Source organism: Pantoea sp., from assembly GCF_032114055.1.
GTDB lineage: Bacteria > Pseudomonadota > Gammaproteobacteria > Enterobacterales > Enterobacteriaceae > Pantoea.
In genome coordinates, this window is sequence record NZ_DAMCTB010000003.1 from 192,427 (window position 1) to 213,503 (window position 21,077).

Genomic DNA, 21,077 nt, shown 5'->3' on the forward strand with positions numbered 1-21,077 from the left:
AAAGATTACTATCTGAATCGGCAGGAAGCAGGTATATAAGAGGAACAGTGTTCATACAAGGAAAGGTTATGAGTATTAGCAGAGTCTTACTGGTCCTGGTGTTTGCTGCCTGCCTGGCAATGTTGGTTAAAGCGGGTTCCGTCCATTTCATCGACTATATTGATGGCAAAATCGATAATCAGATTACGAAGTGGGCTGATGGCAGGTAAGGCTTTAACCCGGTCAGCAGAAGAGGTCGCAACGTTGCGGCCTTTTGTCGCTAATGCGGGCATGATTCTGCAACATGCAGCCCCTGAATGAACTTCGCTCCCCACTGGCGCGGGGGGCATGTTTCTCCTGAGTTTGATCGTCTGAGATCAGATTTACCGGTAATATGCTGCACGGTTCAAAGCTGCATGCTTTCTGAAGTCCGCCCACATCCGTCGTCCCGGCGGTGATTTTCCAGAGACGATTAGCTCATCCTGATTACGATTCTCCCAATCGGTTCGCCTGTAGAAACCGCCAGCGGTTCCGGCAATGCCCTGACGTGGAAAGTGGAATCGATAAATCAGATTTCTTTTCGCGGCATTACGGCCAGCGGCATGTCAGAAGAACAGTCTGCTGCCTGAGCAGATCATCCGCTGTTCAGCCTGCACCCTCTGCCCGTGCGCGGGCGTTTTCGGTTCAGCCGGTGAGGCCTGCCAGCGTCACCGAGGCCCCGCCGCACACAATGACCAGCACATTCTCGTCAGGCTTAAACGTGACTTTTCGGTCGTACAGCAGTGACAGCGTCACGCCGCAGGCAGGCTCTGTCAGCACACGGTGGTCGTCGAGTAAGCGCCGACAGGCTCTCAGCGCCTCCTCGTCTGAAACCACGCTGCTTCTGACATCCAGCCGGGTAGCCACATTAAACACGTTTTCACACACCTGACTGGCGGCCAGGGTGGTGGCAATCCCGCTGACCTTATCCAGCCGGACAAGCTGACCCGCTTTCAGTGACGCGTTCAGCGAGGCCGTGCCCTCGGTTTCCACCGCATAAATCGGGATATGACTCAGCTGATGCTTTTCCAGCCCCTGCGCGATGCCGGATAGCATGCTGCCACCGCCCACGGAAAGCATCACCGCATCCGGTCTGACACCTTCGCTGATGACCTCATCCACCAGTGTGCTGATCCCTTCCCATAACAGGGGATGGTCGAAAGGATGCACATAGATTTGCTCCGCCGTCGCCAGCGACAGCGCGTAATCGTTAGCTTCACTCCAGACCTTTCCATGAACGATTAGCCTGGCGCCTTCCTGTTCAATCAGCTCTCTGGCTCTGGCGGAAGTGGTTTCCGGCACCACCACAGTGACGGGTAATCCCAGCCTGCGGCCACTGTGCGCCACCGCGATACCTGCGTTACCGCCGGAGGAGCTGATAAAACCTTTCGCGCCCTTTTCTGCGTAGTGGCGGCAAATATGCCCTGCGCTTCTGAGCTTAAACGAGCCAGTCGGCTGCGACGACTCCATCTTGAGCCAGACGTGAGCGCCGCAGTGCTGGCTTAGCGGCAGTGAATGAAGCAGAGGAGTCCGGATAGCGATGTCCATGAATTTTATCCTTATGTTTTCACCCGGGATGGTGGGTTCAGGCCTGACTGAGCATTCCTGATTGGCGGGCAAAGCACAAGAGGCAGGATGTGATCGGTTCCTCTGTTCAGGGTCCGTGCCTGAAAACCGGCCCGGGATCGCCGTCGTTTTCCCTTGCCTGTGGATGCCTGAACATGTTCCGCAGAGTAATACCCTGGCCTGTGGCAAAGGCGAGGCGGTAACCGATCAGGCGCACCCTTATATCCCGGATGCACAGCAGCGGGGAAGTCTCAGCGAAACTATCGGGGATCGGCAGTGGCAGACAGACAGCCGGCCAGACAGATAAACGACTTCAGTTTTGTCTTCTCCTGCCGATGATAAAGCCATGAACAGGAGGTAGTAGCCCGCATCGGAACAGCATGCAATGGCTGTCAGACACGCCGACCGAATAATTATTTCATCCTGATTCTTTGATGACTTTTCTGATGACACTTTCTGACTTTTGGGTGATATATGGAGCGGAGTTTCTCTTTCAGACGTTTATGTACAAACCTGTTCTGCGCAATGCTGTTGTTATGTTCAGCAGATCGGGCATTGGCCCTTTCACAGGGTTGTGCCGTCGTTAACAGCTTGTCCGGCTCCTCTTCGCTGACTTACACCGGCAACAGATACCCGGCAGCCGACTTCGCGCCGGGTGATGCGCTGACGCTGAGCTTCACCGACAGCGGCTCGGGTGCGGGCGCTCCGCCTATGAATACTGATAGCGTGAGCCTGGCCCGCTATGATTTCAGCAACGGGCAGACGTACAATGCGACCAACTCCACAAGTACTACTCCGCACAGTGTGTCGATTACTGTCCCTGCTGGCAGCCTGGAAGCGAATGGTCTTGCGGTTCGTGCCACCACGTCGCATGGCCAGATAAGCAATCTGGTGTTTAACTGCACCAGCGCCATTACCGCCTCTCACGATGCGACCCTGGCAGGGCTGTCGCTTTCAGCAGGCTCACTGTCGCCATCGTTCAGCCCGATGACCAGCAACTACAGTGCGCGGGTTGCAGACAGCGTGACATCCATTACAGTCACGCCTGTAGTTAGCGAAGGTCATGCCACTGTCAGCGTCAACGGTCAGATCGTCGCCTCAGGTTCTGCTTCGCCCGCTATCAGCCTGACAACAGGTAGCAATGCTATTTCAGTTATGGTCACCGCACAGGATGGAACGACCCGTGCGTACAGCATCACGGTAAACCGCTCAGAGACACCACCTGCATCGGCAAACAGCAGCAGCACAGTCGCGGCAGGCAGTGTAAATAATCTGATACCGCTGACAATAACGGGCGGCACTCCGACTGCTGTTACGATCGTCACGCCGCCTTCACAGGGTACGGCCACCGTCTCGGCGACGGCGATCACCTATACACCTGCAGCCGGTTTTTCCGGCAGCGACAGGTTTGTCTGGCGCGCCTCTAACAGTGGCGGAACATCCTCTGATGCCACAGTCCTGCTGACGGTTACCGCCCCGGTGCTCACGGTTTCACCTACCGGAGGAGCACTCCCGTCTGCGATGGCAGGAAGCGCATGGTCGCAGACGATGACCGCTTCGGGCGGTACCGCACCTTATACCTGGAGCAGCACGGCGCTTCCGGCAGGCCTTACCCTGAATCCTGCTTCCGGAACCATATCCGGGACGCCTTCCGTTGCAGGCCATTACAACTTTCGGGTTGCTGTCAAAGATGCACTGGGGGCCACGGGCAGTTCGGATTACTCACTGATCGTCAATGCTGCACCACCGGTAGTCAGTGACAGTGCAGCAACTGTCGCGGCAAACAGTAGTGATAATCCTGTTACTCTCAGCATCGCCGGCACCGTAACATCCGTCAGTATTATGGAGATGCCGACTCACGGCAGTGCGGTCGTCAGCGGTACGGCTATTATCTACACGCCCGTACCCGGTTATGTCGGTAGCGACAGCGTTACCTACACGGCTGCAAACAGCAGTGGCTCCTCGGCCCAGGCGCGTATCTCGCTCACAGTTTCGCCAGTGCTTCTGGCCCTGACACCGGCCAGTGGTGCGCTGCCAGCCGCCACTGCAGAAAAAGCGTGGAGCCAGACTATCAGCGTCAGTGGCGGCACTGCGCCCTACTCCTTCAGTGCCACCAGCCTGCCTGCCGGGATAACACTTGATAGATCGACAGGCGTTCTGACAGGTTCGCCTGCCGCAGCAGGAACCTATACTTTCCAGATTTCAGCTCTGGACAGTGCCGGGGCCAGCGGTACCGCAAGCTATACGCTTACTGTGAATGGCGCGCTGCAGTCGCCCCTGGTGGTGCAGCCCGCATCAGGGGCGCTGCCTCAGGGCGTCGCCGGAAAAATGTATGCGCAGACTTTCAGCATTAACGGGGGCGTGGCGCCTTATCAGTGGCAGCTCAATGGATCGCTGCCTGCCGGACTGACTTTCACAGATAACCAGCTTAGCGGTACGCCTCAGCAGAGCGGAAGTAGCGCCTTCACTGTCCAGGTTACCGATGCGACCGGAAAAACCGGGCAGAGGGCCTATACCCTTGAGATCGGTGCTGCATCAGCAGTGGCGACGGATCACAGCGCCACGCTCAACGCGGGTCAGTCGGTCACGATCTCTCTCACCAGCGGCGCGACCGGCGGTCCCTTCACGGGCGCGCAGCTTCTAGACCAGCCGGATCGCAACGTCGGCACCGCATCGGTGCGTACTTCCGGTGAGGACTACGAGTTGCTGTTCACCTCCGCGGCTCAGGCCAGCGGGAGCGTCGTTCTCAGATACGCGCTCAGCGGACCGTCCGGCACGACTCAGCCTGCCAGAATCATGCTGACGATTACGGAACGCCCTAATCCGGCACGGGATGCCGACGTGATTGGCATGCTCAGTGCCCAGTATCGTGCTGCACAAAATTTTGCCCGGGCGCAATTGCAGAACCTCGGTGACCGGCTGGAGCAGTTACACAGTGGCGCCAATTTACCGTCTGACATGCAGGGGATTCGCTTTACTATGCCCTCCTCGCGGCCTGAGCAGGATGCAGACCAGAAAATGTGGGCCTCCGCCTGGCAACATCAGCGGCCACTGGCAGAAAACCGTGCGGCACCGTCTCCTTCGCAGTCTTTCGCACCCTCGCAACAGCCTGATCGGTTCTCTTTCTGGACCGGAGGCTATATAGACTTTGGCAGCGATAAGGATAATGGCGTGCGCTTCAGCCATACCACGGCAGGCATTACCACCGGGGCCGATTACCGTCTATCCCCAGCGGTAACCGCAGGCATGAGCTTAGGCTTCGGACGCGATGTCAGTGACATCGGAGACAACAGTTCACGGAGCAGAGGGAGCGCATTCAGCACGGCGCTTTATGGCAGCTATCATCCGGGCGCATTTTTTGTTGATGGACTACTTGGACAGGGGCAAATGCATTTTGATAGCTGGCGTTACATTAAAGAAACCAGAGGGGAAGCGCGAGGCAGCCGCTCAGGGCGCCAGATATTCAGTTCGCTGACATCCGGTTATGAATTTCGCTCAGCGGATACGCTGATTTCGCCCTACGCCCGTCTGCAGTATTACCAGACCAGACTGGATGGCTATAGCGAAAACCGTGCAGGTGCTTTCAGTCTGGCCTATGCCCCACATACTTTTTCACAGGTTATGACCGGCGGCGGGCTGCGAGGAGAGCGCGCGGTGCCGGCCCGATGGGGCACTCTACGCCTGCAGGGTCGGCTGGAATATGCGCAGACGCTGAGCCACACGGGCGAGGCGCGGGTTGGCTATGCCGACACGGGCGATGATACCTGGCGGGTGCCGCTGACGGAGCAAAGCCGTCAGAATATGACGATAGGAACTGCGATTGATTTTCTGTTACCTCACAACATTACGCCAGGCCTCGCTTATCAGGCCACGCTGGGTCTGGATGCCGCGCGTTCACAGAATCAGATGTTAATGTTTCGGTTGAATATCGGTTTTTGATGAATACACTGACCGGACTCAAGGAAAAGATCTGCGCTTAAAAAACTGATTTCCGGCCTGATTCAGGCCATGAGATCTGTACCCTGCCCTGAATGACAGGCCGCGCAGGTCATAAAATGGATATTAGCGTGATTTTATTCAGGCGGTTCACTGAGCGTTTTGACCAGCTCAGTTCGCACTTACCGGCTCTTGAAAATGTTGAAGAACACCAGTCAGGGGGGGTGTACTTCCGGCTTTATCTGCCCGCTGGCGCGGTGAGCGATGTTATTCTCATCTATCACGGCGGGGGCGTTAACGCCGACGCGGGGTATGCCATTCCTGCCCGCCAGATAAGCGCACTGGGGGCCGTCTGTGTTTGTCTGGTGGATATTCGCGGGCATGGCCGCTCATCGGGGCCAAAAGGTGACGTGACCAGCCCACAGCAGATCTGGCGGGATGTAGATACTGTGCTCGACGCGATTACCGATCGGTTTTCCGGCGTGAGAATTCATCTGCTGGGTCACTCAAGCGGCAGTGGCATGCTGATTAATTATTTCACCTGCCACGCTCCGCGCTATAAGGCTGACAGCCTGATTTTACTGGCACCCGAGTTTGGCCCCTTTGCGCCAGCCCCCATCATCAGAACAGGTGCAACGCCATTCTCATCCGTAAACAGACTGCCTTTTATCGTTAATGCGCTGACGCAGGGAAAATTGTGGGGCAGGCGCTACGCCGTAAAGCTCCATTTTCCTGAAGAGGTTTTGACAGCCAGACCTGACTTTGCAGAGGCGTACAGCGTAAACATGGCAAACGCCCTGACACCCCGTCAGCCAGCCAGGCAGCTGGCTGCCCTGCCATTACCCGTCACCGTGCTTCTCCCGGAGTGTGATGAACTCGCTGATTCGCGCCAGGTAGCCGCATTTGTTGAGGGGTGCGCAAATCAGAACATTACTGTCCGGCAGATAAAGAACAGTAACCATCTTGAGTCTGTTTTTGATGCCAGTGATGCGATCCGTCACCATTTATGCAGCGTAAATTCCCGCGCTGATCCGCAGGAACGCTGATGTGCATCAGGCTGAACGATGGAATGAAGGTTCTGTCTGCCTGAGTGGCAGACAGAACCTGATTTAAAGTGCAAATCGGCCGGGGCGAATAGCCGCTCCGGCCGTCAGGATCAAGCCAGTTGCTGATGCTGATTATGCTGGTTCAGGATATCCGCCAGTGTGCCCTGATGGCTGACAGAACCGTTGGGGTAAAGCTCGCCCTGATGACTGTCCGGAGTACGCGCGCCCTCCAGATTCCAGACACCGCCTTCTGTGTGACTCAACGTGACCACGTTGCCATCCGCGCCTGTTAACGTCATTGCTCCGGAGGTCAGTACCGACAGGTCAGTCTGTACCGGCGTGACGCCATGATTGCTGAAGGCTCCCAGATCGATCGCCGGGTTGTCTTCTGCTTTCAGCCCGAGCGTGGCAAAATCCAGCGCATCGTGCGTGGCATTCAGCGGTAACGTGTCGTGACCCACCACGTTGTCCTGTCGGGCAAGCAGATTCGTCAAGGAAAACGAAAAGGCGTCACTGCTTTCTGTTCCGAAGAGGGGGTTGACGGCCTCGGTTGCAGGCTCCGGCGACACGACATGAGCGATTCCCGTCTGGCGGTCACTGGCGCTGCTGCTGTCCGAAACGACGTTAACATGCCCGTCAGCCTCGCCAGCGATCAGCCTTTCCCCGCTCAGTGCAGAGTGTTGCACCTCAGAAATTTCAGGCTGAACGGTCTGGGCTGCCTGACTGGTAGCCGGTGACGGGCTTTGATGCTCTCCGGCCTTCATCGTTAAGAGAGCATGGGTTTCAGCCATTCCAGCCGGTCGCGGGTCGTGACTCACTTCCGGATGAACCTGAGAACTGTCCGCAAGATGACTGGCTGCGATTTTTGGCTTACAGGCCTCTACTTGGAAATGCGTCGTCATTGTTGCCGAGTGTCCCGCAGCGTCGGTTGCGGTCACGACGATGTCGTGCTGACCTTTGCCAAAGCCGGTTTTCATCATCCCTGGCGTCAGGGACAGGCTCCAGTGACCATCGTCGCTGACGGTTGCGGCGTGATGCTTACCGCCAATATTGATCGTGACCGTCTGGCCACTGCCGGTGATGCCCGTGGTGCCGGTCAGCGTCTCAGTCTCTTTTTTCTCCGCGCGGCTCAACAGACCATCGCCAAATGGCGTATCCATTGCAGGGACTGGCTCGCCTCCGTTACCTGTGACCGGCGACGTCAGATCGGCTGTGACATAACTCCCCTGTTCAAACCAGTTTCCGGCGCCGTCCAGCACGCCGAACGTCAGATGATTCCCCCCTTCTGAAAGCTCCGACGCGCTGATTTCTGCCCGCCAGCTGCCATCCGGCTGGATAGTGACTTTATTCCAGTGGAAGGTATCGTCAACCTGTACCGAGAAGGTGTTAAGTGGCAGCGGTGCCTCCAGCGTGCCGCTGAGGACATACCACGTCTCACCATCATGCTGCACTGCATCCGCCAGCGTGACCGGGTTGACGGTCACTTTCGGGTTGCTGCTCCCGTAGTGGGTGATGAGCAGCAGGTCGTGGGTCAGGCTGGTGCTGTTGCCGTCCGCGTCCGCTGCGCTGACCGTGATGCTGTAGTTGCCATCCTTAATCGTCTTCAGCTCGCTGTCGGAAATATCGACCTGCCACCGGTCACGGCTGACGCTGCCCTGCCAGACCCGGCCGTCCAGCGTCAGCTCAATGGCGGTTCCGGAAGGAAGATGAGACGCGGTGCCGGTCAGGGTCACGCCGTAGATCCCCTCCTTGTAGCTCACGGCGTTGTCGCCGGTAACGGGATCCAGCGTCAGGGCCGGCAGCGCCTCGGAGGCGTAGATTTCCACCCCGGACGAGGCGTAACCGCGGTTGCCCGCCGCGTCGGTGATGGTGGCCGCGGCGCGGTAGCTCCCTTCCCCCATTGCCTGCAGCGTTTCCGCCGGCACCGTGAACTGCCACTGCCCGCTCTGCCCGATAACCTCACTCCAGTGAAGATCGCCAAAGGTGACCTCAAGGGTGCTGCCCGCTTCGCCGCTGCCCGCGATCACCAGCGGCTGACTGATTTCGCTGCGGTCGATCAGCCCGTCGCCTGACAGCGTCCTGATCGTGACGGAGGGATCCAGGGTGTCGGTGATAAAGGTCGCCTCTGCGACGCCGGTCTGGCCCCAGAGGTCGGTGGCGGTGAGCGTCAGGCTGTGGCTGCCCTCGGTTAACTCAGCCTGGATCAGCTGGTCCCGGGAGAGCGACACCTGCCAGTTGCCCTCGCTGTCCACGGTGCCCGCGTAGTCGACGCCGTCCAGGGACAGCACGATACGCTGACCGGCCCCGGTCACGCCCGTGGTGCCGCGCAGCGTGACCGGCTCAAAGCGTTCATGCGCGTTCATGTACCCGTCGCCAAGCGGCGTGTCGATGACCGGCTGCGGCGGCAGCGTGCCGGAAGGCGGCGCAGACGCCTCGACGGCGATCGCCTTGCTGGCGGTGGTGGTGCCGCCCACGCTGTTCTCAAAGCTGACGCTGAGGCTGCCCGCGCCCGCCGGCAGCACCTGCAGGTCGGCCGCCGGCAGGGTGACGCTCCAGCTGCCGTCCGCCGCCAGCGCCGTGGTGTAGCTCTGGCCGTTGAGCATGACGGTCAGCGTGCTGCCTTCGGCCATGTTCTCCAGGGTCCCGCTGAGGGTCTGGTCCAGGAGCTTCTCCTCTGCGCTCAGTACGCCGTCGCCGGTGAAGCTGCGGATGGTCAGCACGGGCGCGGCGCTGACCGGCGTGTCGCCGCCGTCAGGCGGGTTGGTGCCGCCGTCTGACGGATTCTCCTCGTGCACCGGCGGCACCCATGAGCCCGCATCGACCGGGGTGGTCAGGTCGGCCGTGACGTAGCCGTCCTTTTCAAACCAGTTACCGGCGCCGTCCAGCACGCCGAACACCAGGCTGTTGCCCCCTTCTGAAAGCTCCGACGCGCTGATTTCCGCCCGCCAGCTGCCGTCCGCCCGGACCACCACCGTGTTCCAGTGGAAGGTGTCATACACCTGCACCATAAAGGAGTTAATCGGCAGCGGCGCCTCCAGCGTGCCGCTGAGCACGTAACGGGTTTCCCCGTCGTACTCAAACGCATCCGCCAGCGTCACCGGGTTGACGGTCACTTTCGGGTTGCTGCTCCCGTAGTGGGTGATCAGCAGCAGGTCGTGGGTCAGGCTGGTGCTGTTGCCGTCCGCGTCCGCTGCGCTGACCGTGATGCTGTAGTTGCCATCCTTAATCGTCTTCAGCTCGCTGTCGGAAATATCGACCTGCCACCGGTCACGGCTGACGCTGCCCTGCCAGACCCGGCCGTCCAGCGTCAGCTCAATGGCGGTTCCGGAAGGAAGATGAGACGCGGTGCCGGTCAGGGTCACGCCGTAGATCCCCTCCTTGTAGCTCACGGCGTTGTCGCCGGTAACGGGATCCAGCGTCAGGGCCGGCAGGACAATGGCGTCCGCCTTTTCGTCTTCGGTGGCGGCGCTTAGTGCTGGCGCTGTTTCTGCCGCCTGTGCAAACGTTGAGGTTGATGCAGCGCTGCCGGAGGTTGTTTCCGTATCAACAGCTATGTTCTCAGACACCGTCTCAGCACCTGTCAGAGCGCGGCTTTCCGCGTTCGTAACTTCAGATGAGAGTGGTACTGTGCTGGCATTAAACGTTGAGGCCGGAGCGTCGGTGTGTTCTGCAGCATGCAGAACGGGCGTCAGCGTTGTGAGCGTCTGAGCATGATTCGTTTCTTCTGTACTGAACTTCGCCTGTTGCAACAGATCTCCCTGCTGGAACAGTAATTTACTTTGATGACCTGCAACGTCAGTAAAGAAGTTCTGATAGCGTAGCGTGTCGCTCTCCTTCAGGTTGAGGATAAGGTCATCCCACTGCCTGTGATAAGACGTAACCTGAGAAGGTAAGCCCTGCAATGTAACAATGGCAGGTTCGCTCAGAATGAAGGATGACATGTTTTGAGTCTGACGAAAGAGTGGCTGACCGCCTGTCAGCGAGACGACCGTGAAACGGCCCGTGCCTGAAAAAGCCATGGAGATTTCCTTATATACCAGGTAGTGAGTCGCAATGCCGTTAAAAATAAAGCGCCGCTTTACTAATTTCTGGCATGCAGATGCCAGCGACCCGATAAAGGTGCTGAGCCAGACCCGATACTCAACGGATTAATCGCAATCCGTAACAAGGACAATGGTTAAGCAGATGAGCCAGATTAATTGATCAGTTCTGAAGACAGTTTCTGCCTGCCAATAAAATAAATCAGCACCATTCTTTGTAAGAGTTCGAGCGTCGGCTCATTCAACTCCCATCAATCTCAATAACTTATTGCCATTGAAATGTGAACGGTTGACGCTGGATAGACATAAAATATCCTTCACCTCTCTCTCTGGCTACCAGGCAAAATCTGGAATTTCACCCGGCAATAGTTGATGATTTCTGTTGTTTTTAATTTTTTCCAGGCGACTGAATGCGATCAGCGATCTGCGCCTTCGCTCGGTTACCCGTTTTTATTAACGAACAGAATTTATCAGCTAATTTTAATAATAAGGTGGAAGCAATTCTGTCATTACATGGGATAACCCGCCTGCCGCAGATGCTGGCCGCGCGGCTTGTGAGCTGAATCTGCTCATCGGGTGCAGGGATAGCAATCCCGGGGAAGTAAATTTTTTCACAGAAAGTGAGTGCATTCGCCTGACATTTATTTCTGCCGCGACGACGGCCAGTGATGGACCCTCATTTATGACGCCGGTGTTAAAATCCCGATTTAGCACATCAGCCTCACCCGAAAAAGAGTGTAATATCTGTTTATAAATGGCACGGTAATTCTGATTTTTCTAAGATAAAAGCAGTTAATGAACGGCTCTTTCTGTCACATTCAGATCCAGAATAAAGTAAATTTACGACACGCTTTTGCAGGCTGACTATTAAATTGATCTAACGCCCACACGCGTTGCGCGTAATAGCGTCCGGCTGGTTACATAACATGATAATTCCCGCTATACCTGTGCAGAAACAGCAACGATTGTTTTGATCAGACTGACAGCGTCCGGAATTTTGAAAAGGCTGCATGAGGCGTAACGCCATGACGATTCTGACGTGATGCGGCGCATTTGATTTTATCTTCTCTCACAACATTAACATCAAACACTTTGCTCTCTCAGGCACCATGAATTTCCGCCTGTATTAAACAGTAATGATATGCGCCAGGTTCGTTGCTTTCAGGTTTCACGTATCCGGTATCCCTGCCAGAAGAATGAGGCTGGATGCGGACAGATACCGCACTTTCACCCCTCAGGAGAAAGAGAAAAACAGGGTAGCTCCGATGCGTTGCAGTAAGGCCGACTGCATGTGAGGAGCATCTGCTGACATTGCGTTTTCCGGGCTGGAGATAACCCAAAGAAAATGGGGCCCGGAGGCCCCATTCATCGATTAGTGGATGTTCAGCGCACGCTATTCGGGTAAAGCGTAAACCACCACCTGATCACCCACCTGATCCTTGAGGATGGTATTACCGCCAGCAACGAATGCCACGTACTGACGCCCTTTGTACTCATAGACAGAGGGGTTGGCTACCGCTGGCGCTTCTGCCTGATCGGACCACAGCTCTTTACCATTTTCCACCGAATAGGCGCGAACCTTAGCATCCATTGACGCACCAATGAATATCACACCGCCAGCTGTCACTGCCGGGCCGCCAATGGTCGGTGACCCCCAGCTTTCTGGCATGAAGAAGCCATATTGCTGAGAGGCGCCGACAGGACGACGCCATTTGACATCACCGGTATGCATATCGATGGCTACAATCTCGCCAAAAGGAGGTTGCCAGCACGGCATGCCCAGCCAGTTATTGGCAACCATCAGACGCAGTCCGTAAGGCGCGCCTTCCTGAGGGGCAAAACCGCTTTCATTACCTGAGCCATTATCCGCTTTTTCATAATCTTCGCGGCTGTAAAGTTTCACATACTGCACAATGTGAGAGGTGTTAACGATAGCAATCTGTTTTTGTGGATCGAACGCAACACCGCCCCACTGCACGCCGCCTGCACTGTCTGGATAGGTCAGTGCACCTTCGCCTTTGGTGGTAGGCGGCGTATACATGCCTTCATAGGTCAGCTTATCCCACAGCCTTGAACACTGGCCCGCTCCCACGACATCCGCCAGTTTCCAGATTGCCGGCTTTTTCGACTGGTCAAGCAGCGGCGCGGGTTTAGTCGGGAATGGCTGTGTGGGTGAAAGCACTTCACCCTGAACAGAGCCGTCACCCTGCGGAACCGGACGCTCTTCAATTGGCCAGACATCCTCACCGGTCAGACGATTCACCACAAACAGAAAGCCCTGTTTGGTAGCCTGAATAAGTGCCGGAATCTGTTTGCCGTTAACCGTAATATCCATCAGCGTCGGCGCAGAGTTGATGTCGTAGTCCCACACATCGTGATGCACCCACTGGCGGGACCAGACCACTTTACCGGTATTCACATCCAGTGCCGTGGTCGAAGTCCCTAGTGGAATAGGTGCAGTGCGGTTCCCGCCCCAATAGTTAGGAGAAGGTGATGAAACAGGCAAATAGACCAGGCCATGCGCCTCATCCGCTGACATGTGCGTCCAGACGTTTGCCGTGCCTGTACGTTTGCGGACAGCTTCCGGAATGGCTTCAAACGTCCATTCGCGTTTACCGGTCTGCGCATTCACGGCAAATACCGTGCCCGGAGGCGCTTCGGCATAGGCCCAGTCCTTACCCGCCCAGCCAATCAGCAGATGATTACCCACCACGGTTGGCGGCTGCAGAACGGATAGCGGATATTTGGCATTGAGGGTATTCCATTGATTCAGATCCAGTACGCCGTTGTCCGCAAACTCACTGCATGGCTTACCTGAATCGGCATCCAGCGCAAAGAGCTTGCCATCTACCGTACCCATATAAACGATTTTCTGACATGCCTGTCCGGCGACAGGTGTTTTTGCCTGCCAGTAAGAGACCCCCCGGTTTTTCAGCACCGGCTGAGTCAGAGCCTTACGCGAGGATTTAGTGTCGTAGTGCCATTTCTCTTTTCCTGTACCAGGGTCGAGGGCAATCAGGCGGTCGAAAGGGGTACCGATATACAGCGTCTCGTTGGCAAAAATAGGAGTGGCTGACCAGACCGTAGCGGGTGTATCGCCTTTGCCATCTGATACGTCGCCAGTATGAAACTCCCAGATTTTCCTGAGATTACTGACGTTGTCAGCCGTAATCTGCTTAAGCGGACTGTATTTCTGCGCGTTCAGCTGGCCATGAAAACTGTCCCAGGTGGCAGCAGTTGGCACCAGCGGGGTTGGCGGGTTATCGGCAGATGCGACCTTCTCTGCATCGTGCTGACCGGTTGATGCATCACTGGTGGTTTTTGTGGTACGTGGAGATTGCTGATCAGCCGCTTCCGGACTGATATTTTCCCGCGCGCCCATCGAGGCTTCAGCCGCTTTATCCTGGGCATGCAGTGTCAGGGGGGCAAGCAGCAGCGCCAGCGCCGTCATGCTGACTTTCATTACCGATTGATGTTTAGTGTTCTGCACAGGGGGATCCTCAGGCTCTGACGCGATGGTTGTGGCGGGCAGAATTTCTGTTCAGTATTATCAGACCGACAAGACCGACCACCATCGCTGCCGTAATGATGTACTGATGCAGCAATGCAGCTGCAAAACCGATTCCGAACAACACAATCAGCGTCAGAATCATTAACGCAGTTCGTGCCCCCCGACCGGATACTCCCCGCAACAGGAATGTGAGTAGCGCCAGAATGGCGCTCGCGATAGCCACACCCAGCGCGCCAATCGTGCCGGTAACACCGGTAAGCGGCGTCATCCATGCATATAAAGCCACGACGAAACCAATCACGGCGGCCAGCAGCAGCAGTAAGCCGCCTGGCCGTGAAGAGTGAGATTGCAACATAACAGGTCTTCCCATGTGAAAATGATCAATGATTAACTATGGCGCACTGACAGGTTTATGCGTCTGCTTTCGTCGGATAATGAAAAAAAGCCTGTCATCTTTTAACGGGCTCAACACGTCATCCGTTCAGACCTTATGGCAATGCGTAAACACCGCTGGAAAACGGCACACATTCAGAATGGATGAAAACAACTATTCCGCAAGCCGGCCAGGTAGCGTTCAGGGAAAGCGCCGGGAGCGGAATGCGCGTACTGCGCCCGCCGCACCCTTAATTCAAACTATAGACGGGATATCGTCCTGAACGTTTATTTAAATTATCGCTGTCCACCTGTTTCCGGAGTCATTTACCTTCATCCGCATCACTGACACCAGCCCCTGATGTCAGCAGTCTTTCCCCCGGGCCTTAGCTTTCCTGCACTCTGCTTGCAGAGCTGCGCCTCGCGACTGCCTGCTCTGTCATCTGATCTCATCGATTCAGAGGAAAATGAGCAGATTTCTGTCTCGTTTATTTGAGAAGGTCGTTTTGAAATGGCTGACGCGCGTTAAATTCGGGATAACGCTGATGCAGAAAAGGGAGCGGACAACGGAATAGCACCAGACAGCACTTTATAACGCTGCCTGGTTAATGCCGGTTATTGCACAATCATGATAACTGGCAGTGAGGGTTTATCTGAACAGTCCCCAGTAAAACGCCTAAGATGAGCAATTCAGAATTGCTGACCGCCCTCTTTGCTTCAAAGACAGGATGTGAAAATAGTCCGGTATGCAGGATACACTGATACCGGACAACTTCTTTACCGTGCCAGATTACTTCGACATCTGACTGGCAAGCTTCAGATGCTGCTCGACAACAGGCGTATGTGCATCAGCCAGCGCCTTCACATCCGGATCTTTGATTTTTGTCGCATCACTCTTCAGGGTCGACAGGACCATCTTATGGTCCATCATTCCGGCATGTTCCATATACATTTTGTCAAACGCATTGCCGCTCTGCTTTTCAAGTTTTTCTGCCATGGCCTGGTGTTTCGCGTCCGGCTCAGCAGGCAACCCGACGCCTTTTTGCTGAGCAACTGCCTCTACTTTAGCCAGGGCGCTGGTGTGATCGTCAATCATCTTTTGTGCAAAGGTTTTAACCTCCTAACTTTGTGCTTTATTCAGCGCGATTCTGGCGGCGGCAACTTCGTTGATATTGGCCTGCGCCATATCTTTCAGCGCTTTTTCATCTCCCGCGCTGAGTTTGCCTTTAGCGACAGTCTGCTCTGCATTTCCGCCCTGCGGGGCGGCAGTCTGCGTTTCGGCCTGCACACCTGCACTACCTAACATCGCAGCGAATGCTGACATCGCCATTAACGCTTTAAGTGTTTGATTCTGTTTCACTGTATGCTCCTTAAAAATGATGAAGAGGCTGGCGTCAGATGAAGCCATTTCACCCCGCATGAGGAATCGGATATGTCATGGTCCATCACGTGAACCCATGATTTCAGGAAAGCAGCCAGGTTGGTGTTCTGCACACCGACAACAAAATCTGCTCTGCAAATAACTGAAACCTCAGACATAAAGTCCTGATAAAACGTTTTTCCGTCAGCGCTGTTCCCGTCCAGCATAATCAGGTCTGAACACGTCCTTCTTCTCTTTTCCTCTTGTAAAACCGATCCGTCGCAACACCCGGTCCCGACGGCGCTTTCAGAATGACTTTTTGAAACTTCATTTCTCTTTACATCCGGCTACCGCAGCACGCTCTGATTTTTACAGATTTACCCGGCCACCTGATGATGAGACATGTTCCTGTCGTTCTGTGTTGATTCAGAAAATAAACTCATAAATAAGTGTGGTCGCACTTTCGCATAATCACAACTGCTAACAGCGAATTAATGAGCATAAAACCTGAAGGAATTTACGGCTTCGCTTTTAATGACTACTTAGCCCATAAAGAGCAATCACCTCGGAACAGGATTTGTACTTCACAGCTCAGACTTGTATAACTTTAATTATTTCTTTTAATTGAATTTTAAGCAACAGCACAGATCCGGCTGAATCGCTGATATACCCATTGGCTTCATAACACCCAGGGCTACATATATCCCTTTCGGCTTTTCTGAGCTTAATATCCTTTTTAAAAATTCTCATCCGAATAGCTGGGCAGAGCCTTACTGAATAACAGATTACCTGAATGATAATCTGGATATCATTTAAACCTCATTTTGCTGGTTGTGTAAATTCAGCTACTCGCGCCCACGCAACGCCTTTTATAGTGCGCCAATTCATAAAACAGCCTGTATTATTGTCTGCAATCACCATTTTTATCGACCGATGAAGAATACCAGGCACCGGGAAAGCAGGAACCGTCTGTCATAGGAAATCTGCATATCGCGCAGGCCGCTCAATGCATCGGTATTCCTGGCGATTTTCTTCGTATGAAATTAAATTTTCCTGAGCCATATCCCGGGCAGCAAAAGCATAAGAAAGTCATACAACCTCCCTGCACCGGCACGAGAACAGTCTAAGATCTTCAGCATACTGATTGTTCAAACTGAGTTGTAACTTGCTTTCGACAGTGTCAGGCTGCATTTCTTCAATAAGTTAGCCGTTATTGATATATGAGGAAAAGTGACATCTGCAGTTAAGCGAACAGAAAGATAATAACTCCCACTCAGAGAAAAGTAGGATTTACCTTACCGCGCAAGATTAATAAACAGTCAATCATTTCAGACGTTAACAAAACCACTGAATTTAAGAAAGGTATATATCTGCACTATTGTCAGACATAAAAAAAATTACCCGAAGAGAACTGCCCCTGTTATTCCTTTAATTCTATAAGCCCCGGCAAAAATGCCGGGGCATGCGGTGGCCTAATCAGAAAGTCTTACTCTGATTATTCAGATTTACGCCCACCGCCGTGGCTGTTTGCGCCACCTTTCTTACCTGCTTCTGAAGCTTTTTCACGGTCGTTGGCAAAATTCCCGCCGCTGTTCTGTCCGCCTTTTTTACCCGCTTCAGATGCCTTTTCAGGATTTTCTGCAAAATTACCTGAACCACCACGATGCTCGGCCATATTATCCTCCTGGATATATCGGTTATCAGATGACAACCGGCATAAATCAGTAATGCCAGTCGTATTCGTGTTGCGATAGTAATAGTAGAAACCCCGCAAATATTTTCAAGCGTACCCGTATCCGCACTGCGCTCGCCTTTAAATAACCGAAACGCTTCGCCGCAAAATTAACCCAAACGACAAAGCTCTATTTTCATTAATAAATACATAACTTTAAAATGCTTATTTAAAGAAAAGCACAAAATAAGCCACTAACAAAATTTTACATTTGAGTCATCATAAAAGGTCTGGCCCGATTATTTTCCACACCTCAGGAATCTCACAATGACTCCCCAATGTCCTGATGCCCGTGGCGATACGTACGTAATGGTGTGATGTACAGAGCAGGCAGGCTACATTTCGCCATTTTCGGACGGTTTTAAATTTGCCTATGCAACGCCTGATCTTGCGGATAGAAAATACAAAAAACTTTATCGCAAACACAAGAATTAACTTAGATATTTCAATGAGATACGCGTACATAACCTGCTTATTGTAGGTAACAATATTTACCATTGTATCTCTTTATAATCAGACAATTAAAATTTTTCTCGACTGTGATCTGACAGGTTTCGGATTAAGATTTTCTTCCCTGAGGCCTCATTAATCCGGACAGACTCTCGCGATATACCTTTGCATCATCAGGTGAAATTTTTTTATTCCCGGAATATCTTCCAGCCTTGTTGTATAGCGTGGCGACAACCTTTCGCGCTTCATCTGCCATGAGCTGTCGCGCTCTCCCTGCCCTGCAAACCAGACTTTTCCTTTTCCTGAGCGATTAATGCCGTCCAGTGCCGCCATCAAGGCGTCTGCATTCGCACGCGGCTGCTGCTCACTGAACATGTCAAACTGCGCCACGCCTGACTGGTAAAAATCACCCAGCATGACACCGGCTTTGGCATACCGGTAGCCATCCCGCCAGATAGCTGAAAGCCCCCGAAGCGCCAGGTCAATAATGTCGCGCGTATCGTCTGTCGGATAATCGCTGATACGTGAGGCGGTATTTGAATATTGTGGTTCATTACCATGACGGGCAGTAGCGATGGAGACACTGATAAGCCTGCAGCGCGAGTTCTGCTCCCTGAGCTTTTCTGCCGCGCGTGTGGCATACAGCACGACTGCCTGCTGCATGTCTTCAGGTTTTTCGACTCTTTCACCAAAAGATCGCGAGTTCAGTATGTGCTGTTTCGGCTGCGGTGCATCCTCAAGCGCGATGCAGCACTCGCCATTCAGCTCACGGGTAATACGCTCGACGATGATGTCAAAATTTTTCCGTATCATACTGATGTTACTGTCCGCCAGTTGCAGAGCCGTCGTTATTCCCAGCTGATTCATGCGCCTGCTGATGCGCAGCCCAATTCCCCAGATATCACTGACGTCAGTCAGGTGCAGGAGTTTCCGCTGACGGGTTCTGTCGGACAGGTCCACGACGCCGTTGGTCTGTGTCCACTTCTTAGCTGCATGGTTAGCCAGTTTTGCCAGTGTTTTTGTCGGCGCAAGCCCCACGCCGATGATGAGTCCTGTTTCCCTGCGGATACGCTCGCGCATCTGCTGACCGTATATTTCAGGTGGTGTAAGGCTGCTGATTCCGGTGACATCCAGAAAACACTCGCCTATAGAGTAAACCTCCTGTCCCGCAGCCATTTCTCCCAGTATCGCCATCATGCGTGCCGGCATGTCGCTATTTATGTGGAATGGAAACTCTGCTGAAATTAATTAGCTGATGGCTACCATGAGCTGTTAGCCCAACTGATGGATATGCTCTGTACTGTTGCGTCAAAAAGGACGTACGCGAGCAATTACCCCAGAAACCTGAAAAAAGCATAATCATGGAGGATAAAATTCGACGTAGCCCTGAATAAATGGTAAGAGATCTTAATATTGACTGTTAGCAGACTTACATTAGGTTGTCCATATCTCACGCTGCCAAAAAATATACCTTTTAGTCATCCGAGAAGGATCTCTTCCTACTTAAATAGTCTGGTTGATTGCGGCAAATTCTTCCCGACCAAAGCGACCCGCCGCCATATATTTACAATCACAATGTAGAAAAACTCTTAGTGCCATTAGAAAGAGGCTGATATCGCATTATATTATATGCGGAGTGTTAAAGTTATCAGCTTAACGTTTTATGGACTGACTCACTTTTTGGAAATCGTGGAAGAAGAAATAATGTGATGACAATCCCTATAAACTGAATAGCATCCGGATTCACAGCAATATGCGGTATAACAAAATTATTAACAATGTACATCCCCCCACAGATAATTAGTACGCACTGCAAAAAATAAATTGTCAACGATGTTAATTTCATGATGAGTAAAGCCTCGACACTGAAGGTGATATAGAAAAGATATCCCCGAAGGGATATCTTCAAAAATTTACACAGGTTAAATCACCAGTGACACTGTCCATTAACACTGTTGGCGTTATGATCGCCGCCGAAATTACCTCCGCCATTCTGACTTCCACGATCAGGCGCGCAGGCAATCGCCGTCCCTACCCCAGCAACAACCGCACCTACCACTACAGATGCAGGCGTACCACCCAAGGCACCCCGCATTCCACCGATAATTGCAGACAAACCAGCGCGGTTTGCACAGGTGGCGGGGGCAGAACCCCTGTGATTTGAACTTCCGCCTTCATAATTTGAGTTTGCATTTCCGCCTGCTACGAAGCTGAGTTCTCTTGCTGATAATTCACGAATTGCCATTTCAAAACTCCCTTTCACACGGATAAAACGAAAATAAATCATTATCGAGCTATGTGAATATCCATCTATTTATGGTCAACCCAAAGTAAATATATGTAACAAAATAATTCTGTTTTTATGGAGTTAATCATCTGTTACATAATATGACACCGGTGCAACAGGAAGTTTTGAAAACTTCGCAGTTGCCAGGTGGCGTGAAAGGGCTTCTTTTGCGGATAGATACAGTCGGTCACCGTCACTGTCCAGAGGGCGGTTTAGCTCTTCACTAGTTAGATTTGAGCATTTTGCATAAATGCGACGAAACAGGTCGTTATAAGTTCTGATAAAATCCTGAGATGTTCTGATTTTTGCAGGGGTCACATCATGTTCATCAAGTGTGTCCATTTGTGCCGGATGAATAATGAAAACCGCATTGTCTGCGGCCTCCCTTTTATCTGCAGCACAAAAAGGGATTGTCGCCGCTGATACAACAGCTGAGATGTTAACCGTGGTGACGGGAATCTGAGAGCTTTTTATTGCATAATACATTGACAGCGCTGCATCCATATCTCCACCGTCGCTGCTGAAACTGATTGTCAGATCCTTTGCATTGACATAGCGCTGGTTAATTTCATCGAGTACAGACATAAAAGCAGCCGATTTTTTCTGAGTAATATTTCCGCTGTAATGAACTTTTACCTGTTGAACGTCCTTATACATGGTGTTGTCTGCCATCTGATAAGTATTAGCAAAAATACTCGATGTGAACAAAAGTGTTAAGGCCAAAATCATTAATGATATTAATGGCTTATTAATCATTTT

12 protein-coding genes and 1 pseudogene are annotated in these 21,077 nt (G+C 53.1%); 4 read left to right on the plus strand and 9 right to left on the minus strand.

Going from position 1 to position 21,077, the window contains the following annotated elements; all coding sequences use genetic code 11:
* Positions 1 to 68 precede the first annotated feature (68 nt).
* A complete protein-coding gene (locus tag RT657_RS07355; protein WP_313653429.1) occupies positions 69 to 209 on the plus strand; it encodes a hypothetical protein in 141 nt (46 codons plus the stop codon).
* Positions 210 to 663: 454 nt separating this feature from the next.
* On the opposite strand, the gene RT657_RS07360 is transcribed toward RT657_RS07355, so the two are convergent.
* Positions 664 to 1,566 (minus strand): pyridoxal-phosphate dependent enzyme, encoded by a 903-nt coding sequence (locus RT657_RS07360; protein WP_313653430.1) that lies wholly within the window; start codon positions 1,564 to 1,566, stop codon positions 664 to 666.
* 163 nt (positions 1,567 to 1,729) lie between these two features.
* Here RT657_RS07360 and RT657_RS07365 point away from each other — a divergent pair, with 163 nt between their 5' ends.
* The 3 genes from RT657_RS07365 to RT657_RS07375 all read left to right on the plus strand — a co-directional run bounded on the left by RT657_RS07365 (position 1,730) and on the right by RT657_RS07375 (position 6,566).
* The gene (locus RT657_RS07365) at positions 1,730 to 1,891 is read left to right on the plus strand and encodes a hypothetical protein (protein ID WP_313653432.1); all 162 of its coding nucleotides are present in this window, start codon (positions 1,730 to 1,732) and stop codon (positions 1,889 to 1,891) included.
* Between the two features lie 248 nt (positions 1,892 to 2,139).
* Positions 2,140 to 5,523 (plus strand): autotransporter domain-containing protein, encoded by a 3,384-nt coding sequence (locus RT657_RS07370; protein ID WP_313653433.1) that lies wholly within the window; start codon positions 2,140 to 2,142, stop codon positions 5,521 to 5,523.
* 128 nt (positions 5,524 to 5,651) lie between these two features.
* Positions 5,652 to 6,566, plus strand: coding sequence for an alpha/beta fold hydrolase (locus RT657_RS07375; RefSeq protein WP_313653434.1), 915 nt, complete (start codon positions 5,652 to 5,654; stop codon positions 6,564 to 6,566).
* A gap of 110 nt (positions 6,567 to 6,676) precedes the next feature.
* Here the strand turns inward: RT657_RS07375 and RT657_RS07380 are convergent, their stop codons facing one another.
* From RT657_RS07380 to RT657_RS07415, 8 genes and pseudogenes are all read right to left on the minus strand, one after another.
* Entirely contained in the window at positions 6,677 to 10,585 is a 3,909-nt protein-coding gene (locus tag RT657_RS07380) for a BapA/Bap/LapF family prefix-like domain-containing protein (RefSeq protein WP_313653435.1), read from the minus strand.
* Between the two features lie 1,414 nt (positions 10,586 to 11,999).
* The gene (locus RT657_RS07385) at positions 12,000 to 14,057 is read right to left on the minus strand and encodes a pyrroloquinoline quinone-dependent dehydrogenase (RefSeq protein WP_313653688.1); all 2,058 of its coding nucleotides are present in this window, start codon (positions 14,055 to 14,057) and stop codon (positions 12,000 to 12,002) included.
* 49 nt (positions 14,058 to 14,106) lie between these two features.
* Positions 14,107 to 14,472: a hypothetical protein gene (locus RT657_RS07390; RefSeq protein ID WP_313653437.1), complete on the minus strand. Its 366-nt coding sequence runs from the start codon at positions 14,470 to 14,472 to the stop codon at positions 14,107 to 14,109.
* An 807-nt stretch (positions 14,473 to 15,279) separates the two neighbouring features.
* Positions 15,280 to 15,849, minus strand: a pseudogene (locus RT657_RS07395) (DUF4142 domain-containing protein).
* Between the two features lie 1,495 nt (positions 15,850 to 17,344).
* Positions 17,345 to 17,524, minus strand: a complete 180-nt coding sequence (locus RT657_RS07400) for a general stress protein (protein WP_313653438.1) — start codon at positions 17,522 to 17,524, stop codon at positions 17,345 to 17,347.
* A 642-nt stretch (positions 17,525 to 18,166) separates the two neighbouring features.
* Positions 18,167 to 19,276, minus strand: a complete 1,110-nt coding sequence (gene umuC / locus RT657_RS07405; protein ID WP_313653689.1) for a translesion error-prone DNA polymerase V subunit UmuC — start codon at positions 19,274 to 19,276, stop codon at positions 18,167 to 18,169.
* Positions 19,277 to 19,958: 682 nt separating this feature from the next.
* A complete protein-coding gene (locus RT657_RS07410; protein WP_313653439.1) occupies positions 19,959 to 20,276 on the minus strand; it encodes a hypothetical protein in 318 nt (105 codons plus the stop codon).
* Between the two features lie 123 nt (positions 20,277 to 20,399).
* The gene (locus tag RT657_RS07415) at positions 20,400 to 21,074 is read right to left on the minus strand and encodes an ATP-dependent Clp protease proteolytic subunit (protein ID WP_313653441.1); all 675 of its coding nucleotides are present in this window, start codon (positions 21,072 to 21,074) and stop codon (positions 20,400 to 20,402) included.
* Between the last annotated feature and the right edge of the window lie 3 nt (positions 21,075 to 21,077).

Coding starts and splice junctions, on each gene's coding strand:
- RT657_RS07355 (WP_313653429.1), top strand. CDS start 69: ATGAGTATTAGCAGAGTCTTACTGGTCCTGGTGTTTGCTGCCTGCCTG.
- RT657_RS07360 (WP_313653430.1), bottom strand. CDS start 1,566: ATGGACATCGCTATCCGGACTCCTCTGCTTCATTCACTGCCGCTAAGC.
- RT657_RS07365 (WP_313653432.1), top strand. CDS start 1,730: ATGCCTGAACATGTTCCGCAGAGTAATACCCTGGCCTGTGGCAAAGGC.
- RT657_RS07380 (WP_313653435.1), bottom strand. CDS start 10,585: ATGGCTTTTTCAGGCACGGGCCGTTTCACGGTCGTCTCGCTGACAGGC.
- RT657_RS07385 (WP_313653688.1), bottom strand. CDS start 14,057: ATGACGGCGCTGGCGCTGCTGCTTGCCCCCCTGACACTGCATGCCCAG.
- RT657_RS07390 (WP_313653437.1), bottom strand. CDS start 14,472: ATGTTGCAATCTCACTCTTCACGGCCAGGCGGCTTACTGCTGCTGCTG.
- RT657_RS07400 (WP_313653438.1), bottom strand. CDS start 17,524: ATGGCCGAGCATCGTGGTGGTTCAGGTAATTTTGCAGAAAATCCTGAA.
- RT657_RS07410 (WP_313653439.1), bottom strand. CDS start 20,276: ATGGCAATTCGTGAATTATCAGCAAGAGAACTCAGCTTCGTAGCAGGC.
- RT657_RS07415 (WP_313653441.1), bottom strand. CDS start 21,074: ATGATTAATAAGCCATTAATATCATTAATGATTTTGGCCTTAACACTT.